Raw genomic sequence first — 14,209 nt, 5'->3', positions numbered from 1 at the left:
CCGACTGTCGGACAGCTTTCCGCTGTCCGGCCGGGGCGCGGGCTTCGAAACGTGTCCGACTGTCGGACAGGTTCGTGCGGTTTGCCGCCTTGCCCGAGGGCCTGGGGATGACCGCGCGAGGTGAAGAGCCATGAGCGCCTGTATCGAGATCGTCGGCCTGGGTGCCCCCGCCACCGTGCAGGACGGTGGACGGCCCGGCGTCATGCATCACGGCGTGCCGCCCGGCGGCGCGTGGGTGCCGGAGCTGCTCATCGCGGCGAACCGCGCGGTGGGCAACGCACCTGGCGCCGCGGCGCTGGAGGCCTTCGGCCGGCTGGAGCTGCGCGCCCGGGGCCGCGACGTGCGCGTGTCCGTGGATGGCGAAGCCCCCAGCCTCCTCGCGGACGGCGCCACGCTCACCGTGCCCGCGCCCACCGGACATGCCGTGCGCTACGTGGCCGTGGATGGCGCGCTCGCCGTGCCTGAAGTCCTCGGTGGCCAGGGCACGCTGTGGGTGGCCCGCCTGGGCGGCTGGGAAGGCCGCCCCCTGCGCACCGGAGACCGGCTCCCGCTGGGACCTCCCGGCACCGCCCCCTCCCCAGCCGACCTGTCACGTCTCACGGAGGCCCTGGACCCGGCGGCCCCGCTGCGCGTGCTCCTGGGCCCGGATGCGTCCTCCTTCAGCGACGCGGCCGTGGCGCTCCTCCTGGGCAGCACCTTCACCGTGTCGCCCTCCAGCGACCGCGTGGGCCAGCGGCTGGACGGACCTCCCGTGCCCCACGGCGACGAGGGCGGGGGCACCTGCCGTCCCATGGTGCGCGGCGCCATCCAGGTCACCCTCTCCGGCACGCCCATCGTGATGGGCCCGGACCACCCCACCACCGGGGGCTACCCCCTCATCGCCGCCGTCATCCGCGCGGACTGGGGCCGCCTGGGAGCCCGCCGTCCGGGCGCCCCGGTGCGCTTCCAGGCCGTGACCCTGGAGGTCGCTCGCGACGCCTGGAGGAACCACCCTGCCCGGCCGGACAGGGCAACTTCGGCCCCGTCCCGGCCGATACTGGAGGCATGACTCCTCCGAAGATCGGCCCGCGCCCCACCGCCACGCCCCGCACGCCGGAGCCGGCCCTCCCGCCGCGCCCCCGCAACGAGGTGAAGCCCGGCGCCAGCCAGGGGACCTCCCTCTTCGAGTCATCCAAGGCCCGGAAGGCCCCGGTGGCCCTGTCCACCCCCGCCGCCGCCCCCCAGCAGGGAGGCCCGCGCCCCACTCCGGGCAGCTACCCCACCGCCGCGGACGTGGCGAACATCGCCGCGATGCAGGACCCCGTCGCGCGCAACCTGGCCATCACCCAGGGCTACCACGACCTGTCCGACGCCATGGGCACCCTGCTGGGCAAGGAGAACGCCAACTGGTCCACCTTCGCCACCTGGGCCTCGAAGCAGGCCGGCGTGAGCATCCGCCAGGAGGACATGCCCAAGGCCTTCGTGGACGTCCTCAAGGGCGGCGGCGTCGTGGGCGAGGCCATGTCCAGGGTGGACGACCTCCTGCGCAAGCTGGGCCTGCCCGCCATGCCCACCGGCGACATCGCCAAGGCCGGCGCGGACGCGCTCGACACCGTCAGCAAGGCCATTGGCGACGGCAACCAGTTCGTCTTCCGCGAGGTGGGCCACGAGTTCGCCCGCTTCGTGGAGACCTTCCAGGGCGACACGCAGTTGGACCCCGCGAAGCTCCAGCAGTACCTGGACGGCTTCCCCGCGGACAAGCCGCTGCTCAAGGAGGCCTTCGGCACCTACGCGCAGGCCATGTTCGAGAAGGACCCGAACACGAAGGCCGAGCTGATGCTCCGGGCCAACGACACCGTGGGCCTGCACGAGCAGACCCAGCTCCAGGGCTTCGTGGAGAAGGCGCTCAACGCCCCGGTGAAGGAGGTCTTCGCCAACATCCTCAAGCAGAGCATCAAGGCGGGCGCCAACGCGCTGCCCTTCCCCGCCAACCTCGCCGCCAGGGCCGCCATCAAGTCGGGCGCGGTGGACCTGGTCGTCAACCCGCTGGTGGACAAGCTGGCCGGCGTGTTCCGGGGCATCGCCACCGAGCACATGATGAAGCTCGCGGTGCCCGGCGGCGCGCTGAAGCTGGGCAACGACCTGCCGCCCCCCGCCGGCATGGAGTCCACGCTCTTCCCGCCGCACCTGCGCACCCTCGAGGACCCGAAGCTGAAGGCGCTCCTGGGCCGGCTGGACAAGACGCCCGACAGCCTCACCGGCACCGCCGCGAGGGACTGGAGCAAGCTGGACCAACGGATGAACTACATCGTGGACCTGTTCCGCTCGCGCCAGGCGGATCCGCACCTGTTCGACCAGCCCTTCGGCAAGGAGGCCCACTACCCCGTGGCGCCCTCCACGCCGCGCCCGGCCGCACCCGCGGTGTCGTAGGCCGCGCTCCCACCGGGGACTCTTCCGCCGCCGTGAATTCGCGGCGGCGAGCCACGTCCATCAGGGCATCCGACGCACTTGAAGGAGCCCCCCATGTCGAAGTGGCTGCTGGCAACGATGGCGCTGTCCCTCCCGGCCCTGGCCCACGCGGACGGCCCGCGCGGCAACAACCACGGCGAGCAGGTCCGTGACCGCCAGGAGCTGCGCCAGGACGCGCGCGAGACCCGGGATGACCGCTACGACCTGCGCCACGTGGAGTCGCTGCTCTCCCGCTACGACTCCGCCCGGGGCCGCGCGGCGCGCCGCGACCTGCTCCAGGTGGAAGAGGACGTGCGCCGCTACGTGGCGTCCGAGCTGAACGAGACCCGCCGCGAGCTGGCCCAGGACAAGCAGGAGGCGCGCGCCAGCGCCCGCGAGGTCCGCCACGACGGCTACCGCTACGACGACCGCAAGGACCACCGCGACGACGTGCGCGACGCCCGCCAGGAGTCCCGCGCCCTGCGCCAGACGCGCTCCATCGCCCAGGAGCTCAACGCCCTCTACGGCCGGCTGGACAGCGGCAGCCTCTCCCGCAAGCGCATGCTCCTGGCCGACCTGGTCCAGTTGGCCCGCACGGAGACGGCGCAGAACCGCCAGGAGACGCGCGAGGACCGCCGCGAGGCCCGCGAGGACAGCCGCTGGCACTGAGCCCGCGTCACGCGTCCTCGACGGCGGTGAAGCCCTCCAGCCGCTCGATGCCCAGCTTCTTCATCCGGCTCTGCAGCGTGGACGGCTTGAGCCCCAGCAGCGCCGCCGCGCCGCCTTCACCGTAGACGCGGCCCCGGGTGAGCGCGAGCACCCGCAGGATGTGCTCGCGCTGCACCGCCGCCAGCGTGGGCACCTTCGCCCCCGCGGGCAGCGGCGCCGGGGTCTCCTCCGCCGGCGCCTCCCGCGCGCGCTCGCCGGTCGGCAGGTCGAAGGACTGCGCCGTCAGCTCCTGGCCGCGCGTGAGGATGGTGGCGCGCTCCAGCGCGTTCGCCAGCTCGCGCAGGTTGCCCGGCCAGTCGTACGCCGCCAGCCGCGCCAGCCCTGACGCCGTCACCCGCATGCCCCTCCGGCCCGTGCGCTTCGCCTGCTCCTCCAGGAGGAACACGGTGAGCTGCGGCAGGTCCTCGCGCCGCTCGCGCAGGGGCGGCAGCCTCAAGGGGAAGACGCTCAGCCGGTAGAAGAGGTCCTCGCGGAAGCGCTTCTGCGCGATGGCCTGGTGCAGGTCCACGTGCGTCGCCGCGAGGATGCGCACGTCCGCCCGCACCGTCTTGTCGCTGCCCACCGGCTCGAACGTCTTCTCCTGGAGCGCGCGCAACAGCTTCGCCTGCAGCTCCACCGGCAGCTCGCCAATCTCGTCCAGGAGCAGCGTGCCTCCGTGCGCCATCTGGAAGCGGCCCGCCCGGTCGCGGTTCGCGCCGGTGAAGGCCCCCTTCACGTGGCCGAACAGCTCGCTCTCCAGCAGGCCCGCCGGGATGGCCGCGCAGTTGAGCGACACGAAGGGCTGATCCGCCCGCGCGCTCCAGCGGTGGATGGCCCGCGCCAGCCGCTCCTTGCCCGTGCCCGTCTCGCCCGTGATCAACACCGGCGTGTCCGTCTCCGCCACCTGCCGCGCGCGGCGGGACAGGTCGCGCATCACCGGACTCAAGGACGTCTCCAGGATGCCTTCCGAGTCCCCGCCCAACTGCGACTCCAGCAGCTTCGCGTGCTCATGGTCCTGGCGGTGCAGCCGCTCCGCCGTGGCGCGCTGCTCCGCGCCCTGGAGCGCCGTGGCCAGCATCTGGCCGTAGACCTCCACCAGGTCCACCACCGGCTGCGCGTACGTCTCACACTGCACGCGGTCCAACGTCAGCACGCCGTAGCAGCGCTCCCCCGCGCACAGCGGCACCACCATGCACGAGTGCCCCGAGGGCAGGTCCAGCACGCCGTCGAACGGGTCGCCGTCCCCGTGCGAGTGGTCCTCCTCCGTGAAGGCCCGCGCCCGCCGCGTCTCCAGCGCCTGCTTCAGGGACGGGAAGTCCGCCAGCCGCAGCGAGTGCTTGCGCACCGCCTGGTTGGCGAGCGGGCCCCGCGCCGCCACCGCCTCCAGCCGCCCCTCCTTGAGGAGGAACAGCGTGGCCAGGTCGAAGGGCACCACGCGCGACACCCAGTCCAGCCCACGGCGCAGCAGCTCGCCCACCCCCTCCTCGGTGGTGGCCAGCTCGACCAGCTCCCGGGCGTCCTGCGAGACCTCCGGCTGACGCCCCATCAGTTCATCCGCCATGGACCAGCGATAATAGCGGACCACCGAAATTGCAGTGCGCCCGGCACCGGGATTTCGTTGCCCACCACCGGAGCCCCACGCCCGGACCAGCGGCCAGGGCGGGGACCGCGTGCCCCCTCACCTGCCCAGCCCGGCCGATACAGACACGCGGTCCAGCCCGTCCGCTACATCCAGGTATCGGCATAAGAAGACAAACCCCGGAAAACATCTTGTTGACAAGCATTGGATCATCCGGATACTCCAGCCCCATCAGTACATGATTTTGAGAATCATCATCAATTTCATGAGTAAATAAATTTGTAACACATCCGTGCACGTCGGGTCCGGGAGCCGTGGCTCCAGGCGGCGGGCGGATGCCGTTGCATGTCTGTCTCAACCCCGACGCTGCTCCAGGTGACATCTCAAGGACCCTCCTTCTCCTCCCAGAACGGGTGGGCTGACGCGGCTTTGCGCGCGCCAGGGCCCCAACCCCATACAGCCACACTGCTCCGCTGATTCATCCCCGCCGTGACGGCACCGTCCGCCCCGGAGGGCCGGGGTGTACCCAGACATCCATGTCTGGCCATGCCTGTGCGGCCACGGCCGAGGTGTGTCCGCGGCCTATCCAAGACGTGAGTCCAGCCCCTCCGCCGCCCGGCGCATGTCCATGCGCTGGCGGCAATACACCGCATCCAATCCAAGACTGGAGACAGCAGAACCATGCAGACAGAGACTGAGCAGGGAACGCGAGGGGCGGACATGCCTCCTCGCTGGCCGCGGCGCCCGTCGTCGGTGCTGGCGGGGTCCCGAGAGGGCCTGGCCGCGGTGACGGCGGCCCTGACGGGGGCGGTGGGCAGCGCGCTGGCCGTCGCGCGGTGGCCCTCGGGCCCGCTGCGCGCCGGGGCTCCGGAGGACGTGCTCGCCGCCGCCCGGGCGGCGCTGGGCGGGGACGGCATCCCCGAGGAGGGCATGGGCGCGGAGGCGGCGCTGGCCCGGCTGGGGCGGGTGCTCGTGGAGTACGGGCTGCACCTGTCACACGCGCACGCGGTCGCGCACCTGCAACCGCCTCCCCTGGCGGTCGCGGTGGCCGCGGACGCGCTGGCCAGCGCGAGCAACGCGTCGCTGGACACGTATGACTCCGGGCCCTCCGCCATCGCCATCGAGCGCTGGCTGATCCAGGGACTCCTGGGGCTGGCCGGGCTCTCCGCCCGGGCGGACGGGGTGCTCACCCCGGGCGGCTCCATGTCCAACCTGATGGGCCTGATGCTGGCCCGGGACGCGGCGGCGCTGCGCCGGGGCATCGACACGCGCCGGCAGGGCGTGGCCGCGCTGCCGGGCCCGGTGGTGCTGTGCTCGGAGCTGGCGCACTTCTCCGTGCACCGGGCCTGCGCGGCCCTGGGGCTGGGCGAGAACGCCGTGCGGCCGGTGCCCACGGACTCGCGCCGGTGCATCCGCCCGGACGCGCTGGCGGCCCTCCTGCGGGAGCTGCCGCCGGAGCACACCCCGCTGGCCATCGTGGCCACGGCGGGCACCACGGACTTCGGCAGCGTGGATCCGCTGCACGCCATCGCGGACATCGCCGCCGAGCACGGCGTCTGGCTGCACGTGGACGCGGCCTACGGCTTCGGCGCGCTGTTCTCCGAGCGGCTCAAGGGCCGGCTGGACGGCGTCTCGCGGGCGGACTCCCTCACCCTGGACCTGCACAAGCTGGGCTGGCAGCCCGCCGCCACCAGCGTGCTGCTGGTCTCCGACGCCAAAGCCTTCGCCGCGCTGGACCGGCAGGTCGCCTACCTCAACCCGGAGGACGACTCGGAGGCGGGCTATGACGGCCTGCTGGGCCGCAGCCTCCAGACGACGCGCCGGCCGGACGCGGTGAAGGTCGCCGCCACGCTGCTGGCGCACGGGCGCCGGGGCCTGGGCGACATGGTGGACACCTGCCACGACCTGGCCCGCCACGCCGAGGCGCGCATCCTGGCGGAGCCGGAGCTGGAGCTGGTGGCCCCCGCGGAGCTCACCACCGTCGTCTTCCGCTACCGCGTCCCGGAGGCCCCGTCCCGCGAGGATGAGATCAACGGCGCCCTGCGCCGCCGCCTCCTGGAGACCGGGACCGCGCTCATCGGCCGCACCGCCGTGCGCCTGGACGGGCCGGGCTCACCGGAGCGCGTCTGCCTGAAGTTCACCCTCCTCAACCCCACCACCACGCCCGAGGACATCGACGCCCTCGTGCACACCGTCCTCGAAGCCGGCCGCGCCCTGTCGCCGCGCTTCCAGAAGGGGGCCGCGTGAACACCGCCCTTGCCCTGACGCCCTCCCCCGCCGTGGATCCGCTGGAGCACGCGGACGCGCGCCTGTCCGCGGAGCACGCCCACCTGGAGGCGCTGCTGCGCTGCTGGCTCATGGAGACCCATACCCCCGTGCGCCCGGGGCCGCTGCGCGTGTCCCTGCCCGGGTCGGGGCTCGCGCTCACCACCGAGGTGACCCACTGCTCCCCGAGCGGCTGGCACCGCTTCGGGCCGGTGTCCCTGGAGGGACCGGGCGGCGCGACGCGGGCGGACCCCGTGCTCGCCGTGGCGCTGGTGGCGCATGAGGCCGCGCTGCGCGGTGGCGCCGCCCGCCGGGGTGGCATCCCCGCGGGGCAGGTCGCGGACCTGGTGGAGCGCACGGCCGAGTCCGTGCGCCGGGTGACGGACTTCGTGGGCCACCGCCGCGCCCGGCCCCAGCCGCCGGCCGGGGTGGACGGCTTCCTGGACGCGGAGCAGGCGCTGCTGCTGGGCCACCTGCACCACCCGGCCCCCAAGAGCCGGGACGGGCTGTCCTCCACGGACAGCGCGGACTTCTCCCCGGAGCTCCGGGGCTCGTTCCGGCTGCACTGGTTCGCCGCGCATCCCTCCGTGGTGTCCCACGACGCGGTGGCGGGCGCGCCGTCGCTGGCGGGGCGGGACATGGTGGCGCTGATGGCGGACCTGGCGGAGTGCCCCCGGGACGACGGCCGGGTGCTGGTGCCCGCCCACCCGTGGCAGGCCCGGGACGTGCTCCGCCGGCCGCGCGTCGCGGCGCTCATTGAAGCGGGCCTGCTGACGCCGCTGGGCGAGCGGGGGCCGCGCTGGTGGGCCACGTCGAGCGTGCGCACCGTCTACCGCCCGGACATGCCGGTGATGCTGAAGCTGTCGCTGGGCCTGCGGCTGACCAACTCCCGCCGGGAGTCCACCCGCACGGAGCTGCGCCGCGGCCTGGAGATCCACCGGCTGCTGGACGCGGGCTACGCGAGCGCCACCACCGCCGCGCACCCGTCCTTCTCCATCGTGAAGGACCCGTCCTGGCTGGCGGTGGACGAGCCGTCGCGGCCCGGAGGGCCGGAGGTGACGGGCCTGGACGTGGCGGTGCGCGAGGTGCCGGCGCGCGTCGCGACCCTGCGCTGCCTCGTGGGCCTGGTGGCGCCGCGCCCGGGGCTGGGGCGCAGCATGCTGGGCACGAGCGTGGCCGCGCTGGGCCCGGGCGCCGCGGAGGCGTGGGTGGCCGACTACACGGACCGCGTGCTGGTCCCCATGCTGCACCTGTACGCGTCCACCGGCATCGGCCTGGAGGCGCACCAGCAGAACACGCTGGTGCAGTTGGATGACCGGGGCCGCGTCGTGGGCTCCGCGTTCCGTGACAACCAGGGCTACTACCTGGCCTCGTCGCACCTGCCCCGGCTGCTGCGGCTGCTGGGCGTGGACGCCTCCACGCTGGCCGTGGTGGACGACGCCCTCGTCGACGAGCGGCTCTCCTACTACCTGCTGCGAAACCAGGCCCTCGCGGTCGTGGGCTGCCTGGGCTCCGAAGGGCTGGGCGACGAGCGCCGGCTGCTCGGGGTGATGGCGGGCCGGCTCCGCGACGCGCTGCCGTCGCTGGCCGCCGCGGGCCCCTCGGGGGACCGGCTGGCGCGCCGGTGGCTGGAGGCGGACATCCTCCCCACCAAGAGCAACCTGCTCACCCGGCTGCACGGCATCGACGAGGTGCTCGCGCCGCTGGACGCGCAGTCCGTCTACCTCGACGCGCCCAACCCCCTGCGCGAGGCCCGGCGATGAGCGCGGACGTTGCTGGCCCCCCGCTGCCCCACCTCCCCGCGCCGTGGCGGCTCAGGCCCGCGAGCGTCTCCGAGGACCTGGAGCGCCTGGTGCGGTGGATGCGCGCGCCGCACGTGGCCGAGTTCTGGAAGCAGGCCTGGCCGGAGGACCGCTGGCGCGCGGAGCTGGAGCGGCAGTTGGCGGGGACGCACTCGCTGCCGTGCATGTTGGAGCGGGACGGCGTTCCGCTCGCGTACCTGGAGCTCTACCGCGTGGCGCGCGACCGGCTGGCCGGGCACTACGCGCAGCGGCCCCACGACCTGGGCGTCCACGTGGCCATTGGCGAATTGGGCGGCACCGGGCGCGGCCTGGGCCGCTCGCTGCTGCGCGCGGTGGCGGAGGGGCTGCTCGCCGCGGACCCCGACTGCACCCGGGTGGTGGCCGAACCGGACTCACGCAACGCGCCCTCGCTGCGCGCCTTCTCCGCCGCCGGCTTCCGGGCCGTCGGCGCCATCAACCTGCCGGACAAGGCGGCGACGCTGTTCGTCTACCCCCGCTCCGAGAAAGACCTTCCATGAACCCCGTGACCGTTGAGACCGTTTCCGAACACGACGTGGTGGCCATCGGCTGTGGCCCCTTCAACCTGGGCCTGGCGGCGCTCGCGTCGCGCGTGGAGGGCCTGGACCTGGTGGTGCTGGAGGCCCAGCCGGGGCTGAGCTGGCACCCGGGCCTGATGTTCGACGAGGCCCTGCTCCAGCTCAGCTTCCTGGCGGACCTGGTCAGCCTCATCGACCCCACGCACCCGCTGTCGTTCCTCGCGTACCTGGGTGAGAAGGACCGGCTCTACCCGTTCTACATCCGCGAGCGCTTCCACCCGACGCGGCGCGAGTACGAGGACTACCTGCGCTGGGCCGTGACGAAGCTGCCGTCCGTGCGCTTCTCGCACCGCGTGGAGTCCATGGACTGGGACGCCGGGCGCCAGCGCTTCGTGCTGCAGGTGCGGCGCGCGGAGGGCGAGCGCGTGACGATGCTGGCGCGCGACGTCGTCATCGGCATCGGCACGGAGCCGTCGCTGCCGCGCGCGCTGGCGTCGCTGCCGGAGGGCCGCGTGGTGCACACCGGCCACTACCTGCACCGTCAGCGGGACGTGGAGGCCGCGCGCCGGGTGACGGTGGTGGGCTCCGGGCAGTCCGGCGCGGAGGTGGCGCTGGACCTGCTCCAGCGCAACCTGGCGGGCGGCGCCGCGGTGAGCTGGCTCACGCGCACGGTGTCCTTCGCGCCGCTGGACTACACCAAACTGACGCTGGAGATGACCACGCCGGCCTACGTCCGGTACTTCCACGCGCTGCCCCAGCCCACCAAGGACCGGCTCGTCGCCGAGCAGTGGCGGCACTACAAGGGCATCTCCACGGAGACGCTGGAGCAGTTGCACGACGTGCTGTACCGGCGGGAGCTGGAGCAGGGCCTGTCCCCGGTGGAGTTGCGCTCCAGCGTGGCGGTGGAGGACGCGTCCGTGAGCCCCGCCGGGGACGTGGTGCTCCAGTGCCGGCACCTGGACACCGGCGAGACGTTCGAGCACACGACGGCGCTCGTCGTCGCTGCCACCGGCTACAAGCAGCGCTCGCCCGGGTTCCTCAAGCCCATGGAGCGGCGGTTGCGCTGGGACGACCAGGGCCGCTACCGCGTCCGCCTGGACTACTCCGTGGAGCTCGCGCCCGAGGTGCAGGGCCGCGTCTTCGTCACCCACGCCGACCTGCACAGCCACGGCGTGGCCGCGCCGGACCTGGGCATCTCCGCGTTCCGCAACGCCACCATCCTCAACACCCTGATGGGGCGCGAAGTGTTCCGGCTGCCCCGGCGCACGGCCTTCTCCAGCTTCGGCGTCCCGGAGCACTCCGGAGACGCGGCCCGCCCCGCGGACAGGGCCCCGGTGCCGCACGCGTACCCGGCGATGCCAGGCGAGCCGCCCCGGCCGGTCGGCCCGCGCCTGTCGGAGGCGTCATGAGCACGCGGTCAGGGCAAGCCCCGGCCCCGGAGACAGGGTCCGTCGAGCACGCCAGCGTGGAGGCCCGCCGCGCCGCGCGGTGGACGTTCGCTCTGGTGAGCGCGGGGGGCGTGGTGATGACGCTGGACGTGACGGTGGTCAACGTCGCGCTGGCGGCCATCGCCGCGGACCTCAAGGCCGGGCTGAGCCAGGTGCAGTGGACGGTGTCCGCGTATTCGCTCGCGTTCGGCGCGCTGCTGCTCACCGCGGGCGCGCTGTCCGACCGCGTGGGCCGGCGCAGCGTCTTCGTCGCCGGCACCGCCCTGTTCACCGTCGCCTCCGTGCTGTGCGGACTGGCCCCCGACGCGGGCACGCTGGTGGCCGCCCGCGTCGCCCAGGGCCTGGGCGGCTCCATGATGTTCGCGCCCGCGCTGGCGCTGCTCGCCGCCGTGTACGAGGGCGCGGAGCGTCAGCGCGCCATCGCCACGTACGCGGCCATCGCCTCCGCCGCGGGCGCGCTCGGGCCCGTGGTGGGCGGCGTGCTGGTGGAGCTGGTGGGCTGGCGGTGGATCTTCCTGGTCAACGTCCCCATCGGCCTCTGGGTGGTGGTGGGCGCGCTGACCCGGATGCCCTCGCTCACGCCGAAGGACACCCACCGCGGCCTGGACCTGCTGGGGGCGCTGCTCGCCATCGGCGTGCTGCTGTCCCTGCACTACCCCCTGATGAGGGGGCCCGACGCCGGCTGGGGCTCCGCGCACGTGTGGGTGCCGGCGTGCGCGGGCGGGGTGTTCCTGGTGGCGCTCGTCGCCAGCCAGCGCCGCCCCGGCGCCATGCTGGACCTGGAGCTGCTGCGCATCCCGGAGCTGTCGGGCGCGGCGGTGCTCGGGTTCCTGGCGCGCATGGCCAGCCTGGGCGTGCTCGTCTTCACCACGCTGTGGTTGCAGCGCGCGGCGGGCGGTTCGCCCCTGGTGGTGGGCCTGCGCCTGCTGCCGCTGACGGGCAGCCTGCTCGTCGTGGGCATGTTCATGGCGCGCATCCAGGCGCGCTTCCAGGCGTCCACGCTGGTGGCCAGCGGCTTCGCCTTCCAGGGCGCGGGGCTGGGCTTCCTGGCGCTGGGGGCCGCCCTGGCCTCGCCGTGGGTGAACGTCCTGGGGCTCCTCCTGATGGGCACCGGTGGCGCCGTCCTCTTCCCGCCGCTGATGGGCGTGGCGGTGAGCGTGGTGCCCCCGGAGCGCGCGGGCATGGCCTCCGGACTGACCAACGCCTGCTACCCCCTGGGCACCGCCACGGGGGTGGCCGTCTTCGGCGCCGTGTTCTCGTCGCGGCTCGGCGCGGCGCTGTCCCAGGCGTCGCTGCCGGCCGACGTGGCCCGGCACACGCGCATGGCGGTGGAGACCGGGCAGTTCGGCGCCGTGGAGCCGACCTTGCTTCCGCTGGCCACCTCCGCCTTCGGCGACGCCTACCTGGCCGTGTGCCTGTCCGCCGCGGCGGTGTGCGTGGGCGGCGCCGTCCTCGCGCTTCGCGTCCTCTCCCGCTCCGCGCCCCGGGCCTCGCGCCCGGCCGTGGGAGCCCCGTCCCTTTCCTTGAAGGAGTCCCCGTGAATCCCCGCAACGAAGCCATGAACCTCGAGTCCCCCGTCACCCGCCTGCCCACCGCGGCCCCCAACACCTCCACCGGCGCCGGCGAGCACCCGGTGCCCGCCCTGTCCGACGTGAGCCCCGCGGACTGGCGCGAGGCCAGCCGGCGGCTGCTGGCCAAGGCCCTGGGCGAGTGGTCCTTCGAGGAGATGCTCAAGCCCGTGGAGGACGGCGGCGAGGGCCGCTACCGCGTGGACCTGGGCAGCGGCACGTCGTACCTGTTCCGCGCACGGCCGGGCGCCTTCGGCTGGATGAAGGTGGACCCCGCGTCCATCACCCGCAGCGCCACCGGCATGCTGGGCAACAGCATCGCGGAGCCGGCCTGGGACGCGCTCCAGTTCCTCGCGGACGCCGCGTCCACGCTGAACACGGACGCGTCCACGCTGGCCACCTACTTCAACGAGCTGTCCTCCACGCTGGCGGTGGACGCGGCCCGCATCGCGCACGGCGGCCACACCGCCGCCCAGATGCGCGAGCTGGGCCACACCGAGCTGGAGTGCCACATGACCGGCCACAACTGGCTGGTGGCGAACAAGGGCCGCGTGGGCTTCTCCGCGTCCGACGTGCGCCGCTACGCCCCGGAGGCGCGCCAGCCGGTGCGGCTGCGGTGGGTGGCGGTGCACCGGGGGCTGGCGGAGTTCCGGGGCACGTCGGAGCTGTCCGAGCAGGCCATCCTGGAGCGCGAGCTGGACGCGGCGACGCGCGCCCGCTTCACGCGCGTCCTCACCTCGCTGGGCCTGAAGCCGGACGCCTTCGTGTGGATGCCCGTGCACCCGTGGCAGTGGGAGCACGCGGTGCAGGTGCTGCACGCGGCGGACGTGGCGCAGCGGCGCATCGTGCCCCTGGGCGAGAGCCCGGACGAGTACCTGCCCGGCCAGTCCATCCGCACCCTGGCCAACATCACCACGCCGGGCCGTTATGACGTGAAGCTGCCCCTGCGCATCCTCAACACGCTGGTGTGGCGCGGCATCCCCCCGCACTGCACGCTGGGCGCGCCCGTCGTCACGCAGTGGCTCAAGTGCCTGCTGGACAGCGACCCCTTCCTCACGGACACCTGCCGCACGGTGTTCCTGGGCGAGGTGGCCTCCGTGACGGTGCGCCACCCGTACCTCTCCAAGGTGGCGGAGGTGCCCTACCAGCACCTGGAGACGCTGGGCTGCATCTGGCGCGAGCCCGTCGCCGCGCGGCAGGACCCCGCCGAGCGCGTGCGCACCTTCGCGTCGCTGCTGCACGTGGACACCCGGGGCACGGCGTTCGTCGCGGAGCTGGTGCGCGCGTCGGGCCTGGGCGCGGAGGCCTGGCTGCAGCGGTTGTTCGACACGCTGCTCATCCCCATCATGCACGTGCTGTATCGCTACGGCATCACCTTCAACCCGCACGGGCAGAACACGCTGCTGGGCTTCGACGGGGACGACGTGCCCCGCCGCCTGTACCTCAAGGACTTCGTGGACGACGTGTGCGTGTCCTTCACGGACGTGCCGGAGCGCGGCCCGGAGCCGGACGGCCATGACCACGTGCTGCCGCGCAAGCACCCGTCGGTCATCCGCCAGCACGTGGTGGACCAGATCTTCGTGGGCCACTTCCGCTACCTGGCGCCGCTGTGCGAGGAGCAACTGGGCGTGCCGGAGCAGGCCTTCTGGCGTCAGGTGCGCGCGACCATCCTGGCCTTCCACCAGAAGAACCCGGAGCTGCGCGAGCGCTTCGCCGAGTACGACCTGCTGGTGCCGCGCATCCCGCGCTACGCGCTCAACCGGGACCGCATCGTCGTCACCCGCTACACCGACCGGGCCCTGCGCCACGCGCTGTACCCGAACGGGACGCTGCCCAACCCGCTCGCGCGGGACTGACGCGGCGCGGGAGAGCGGGC

The 14,209-nt window shown here is 73.6% G+C and carries 10 protein-coding genes; 9 read left to right on the top strand and 1 reads right to left on the bottom strand.

Annotation, left to right across the window (positions count from 1 at the left end; translation table 11 throughout):
- The first annotated feature begins 130 nt into the window (after positions 1–130).
- The 3 genes from K8556_RS31260 (at position 131) to K8556_RS31250 (ending at position 3,096) form a co-directional block, all read left to right on the top strand.
- The gene (locus tag K8556_RS31260) at positions 131–1,048 is read left to right on the top strand and encodes a biotin-dependent carboxyltransferase family protein (RefSeq protein WP_223743764.1); all 918 of its coding nucleotides are present in this window, start codon (positions 131–133) and stop codon (positions 1,046–1,048) included.
- Positions 1,045–2,409 carry a hypothetical protein gene (locus K8556_RS31255; RefSeq protein ID WP_223743763.1) on the top strand — a complete coding sequence of 455 codons (1,365 nt, stop codon included), beginning with the start codon at positions 1,045–1,047 and terminating at the stop codon, positions 2,407–2,409. Before K8556_RS31260 ends, K8556_RS31255 begins: the two co-directional genes overlap by 4 nt.
- 93 nt (positions 2,410–2,502) lie before the next feature.
- Entirely contained in the window at positions 2,503–3,096 is a 594-nt protein-coding gene (locus K8556_RS31250) for a hypothetical protein (RefSeq protein WP_223743762.1), read from the top strand.
- Between the two features lie 7 nt (positions 3,097–3,103).
- Here the strand turns inward: K8556_RS31250 and K8556_RS31245 are convergent, their stop codons facing one another.
- Positions 3,104–4,696, bottom strand: a complete 1,593-nt coding sequence (locus K8556_RS31245) for a sigma 54-interacting transcriptional regulator (RefSeq protein WP_223743761.1) — start codon at positions 4,694–4,696, stop codon at positions 3,104–3,106.
- Between the two features lie 738 nt (positions 4,697–5,434).
- Here K8556_RS31245 and K8556_RS31240 point away from each other — a divergent pair.
- The 6 genes from K8556_RS31240 to K8556_RS31215 are packed head-to-tail and all read left to right on the top strand — an operon-like array spanning position 5,435 to position 14,189.
- On the top strand, positions 5,435–6,961 hold the full coding sequence (locus K8556_RS31240) for a pyridoxal-dependent decarboxylase (protein WP_223743760.1): 1,527 nt from the start codon (positions 5,435–5,437) through the stop codon (positions 6,959–6,961).
- Entirely contained in the window at positions 6,958–8,742 is a 1,785-nt protein-coding gene (locus tag K8556_RS31235) for an IucA/IucC family protein (protein WP_223743759.1), read from the top strand. Before K8556_RS31240 ends, K8556_RS31235 begins: the two co-directional genes overlap by 4 nt.
- Entirely contained in the window at positions 8,739–9,299 is a 561-nt protein-coding gene (locus K8556_RS31230) for a GNAT family N-acetyltransferase (protein WP_223743758.1), read from the top strand. Before K8556_RS31235 ends, K8556_RS31230 begins: the two co-directional genes overlap by 4 nt.
- Positions 9,296–10,726 (top strand): lysine N(6)-hydroxylase/L-ornithine N(5)-oxygenase family protein, encoded by a 1,431-nt coding sequence (locus tag K8556_RS31225; RefSeq protein WP_223743757.1) that lies wholly within the window; start codon positions 9,296–9,298, stop codon positions 10,724–10,726. The genes K8556_RS31230 and K8556_RS31225 overlap by 4 nt, the downstream gene beginning before the upstream one ends.
- Positions 10,723–12,306, top strand: coding sequence for an MFS transporter (locus K8556_RS31220; RefSeq protein ID WP_223743756.1), 1,584 nt, complete (start codon positions 10,723–10,725; stop codon positions 12,304–12,306). Before K8556_RS31225 ends, K8556_RS31220 begins: the two co-directional genes overlap by 4 nt.
- Positions 12,303–14,189: an IucA/IucC family siderophore biosynthesis protein gene (locus tag K8556_RS31215; protein WP_223743755.1), complete on the top strand. Its 1,887-nt coding sequence runs from the start codon at positions 12,303–12,305 to the stop codon at positions 14,187–14,189. Before K8556_RS31220 ends, K8556_RS31215 begins: the two co-directional genes overlap by 4 nt.
- Positions 14,190–14,209 lie beyond the last annotated feature (20 nt).

The sequence above is a fragment of the Corallococcus sp. AS-1-12 genome, from assembly GCF_020036995.1.
Taxonomy (GTDB): Bacteria; Myxococcota; Myxococcia; order Myxococcales; family Myxococcaceae; genus Corallococcus.
This window is presented reverse-complemented; position numbering and strand designations above follow the sequence as displayed.

Coding starts and splice junctions, on each gene's coding strand:
- K8556_RS31260 (WP_223743764.1), top strand. CDS start 131: ATGAGCGCCTGTATCGAGATCGTCGGCCTGGGTGCCCCCGCCACCGTG.
- K8556_RS31255 (WP_223743763.1), top strand. CDS start 1,045: ATGACTCCTCCGAAGATCGGCCCGCGCCCCACCGCCACGCCCCGCACG.
- K8556_RS31250 (WP_223743762.1), top strand. CDS start 2,503: ATGTCGAAGTGGCTGCTGGCAACGATGGCGCTGTCCCTCCCGGCCCTG.
- K8556_RS31245 (WP_223743761.1), bottom strand. CDS start 4,696: ATGGCGGATGAACTGATGGGGCGTCAGCCGGAGGTCTCGCAGGACGCC.
- K8556_RS31240 (WP_223743760.1), top strand. CDS start 5,435: ATGCCTCCTCGCTGGCCGCGGCGCCCGTCGTCGGTGCTGGCGGGGTCC.
- K8556_RS31230 (WP_223743758.1), top strand. CDS start 8,739: ATGAGCGCGGACGTTGCTGGCCCCCCGCTGCCCCACCTCCCCGCGCCG.
- K8556_RS31225 (WP_223743757.1), top strand. CDS start 9,296: ATGAACCCCGTGACCGTTGAGACCGTTTCCGAACACGACGTGGTGGCC.
- K8556_RS31220 (WP_223743756.1), top strand. CDS start 10,723: ATGAGCACGCGGTCAGGGCAAGCCCCGGCCCCGGAGACAGGGTCCGTC.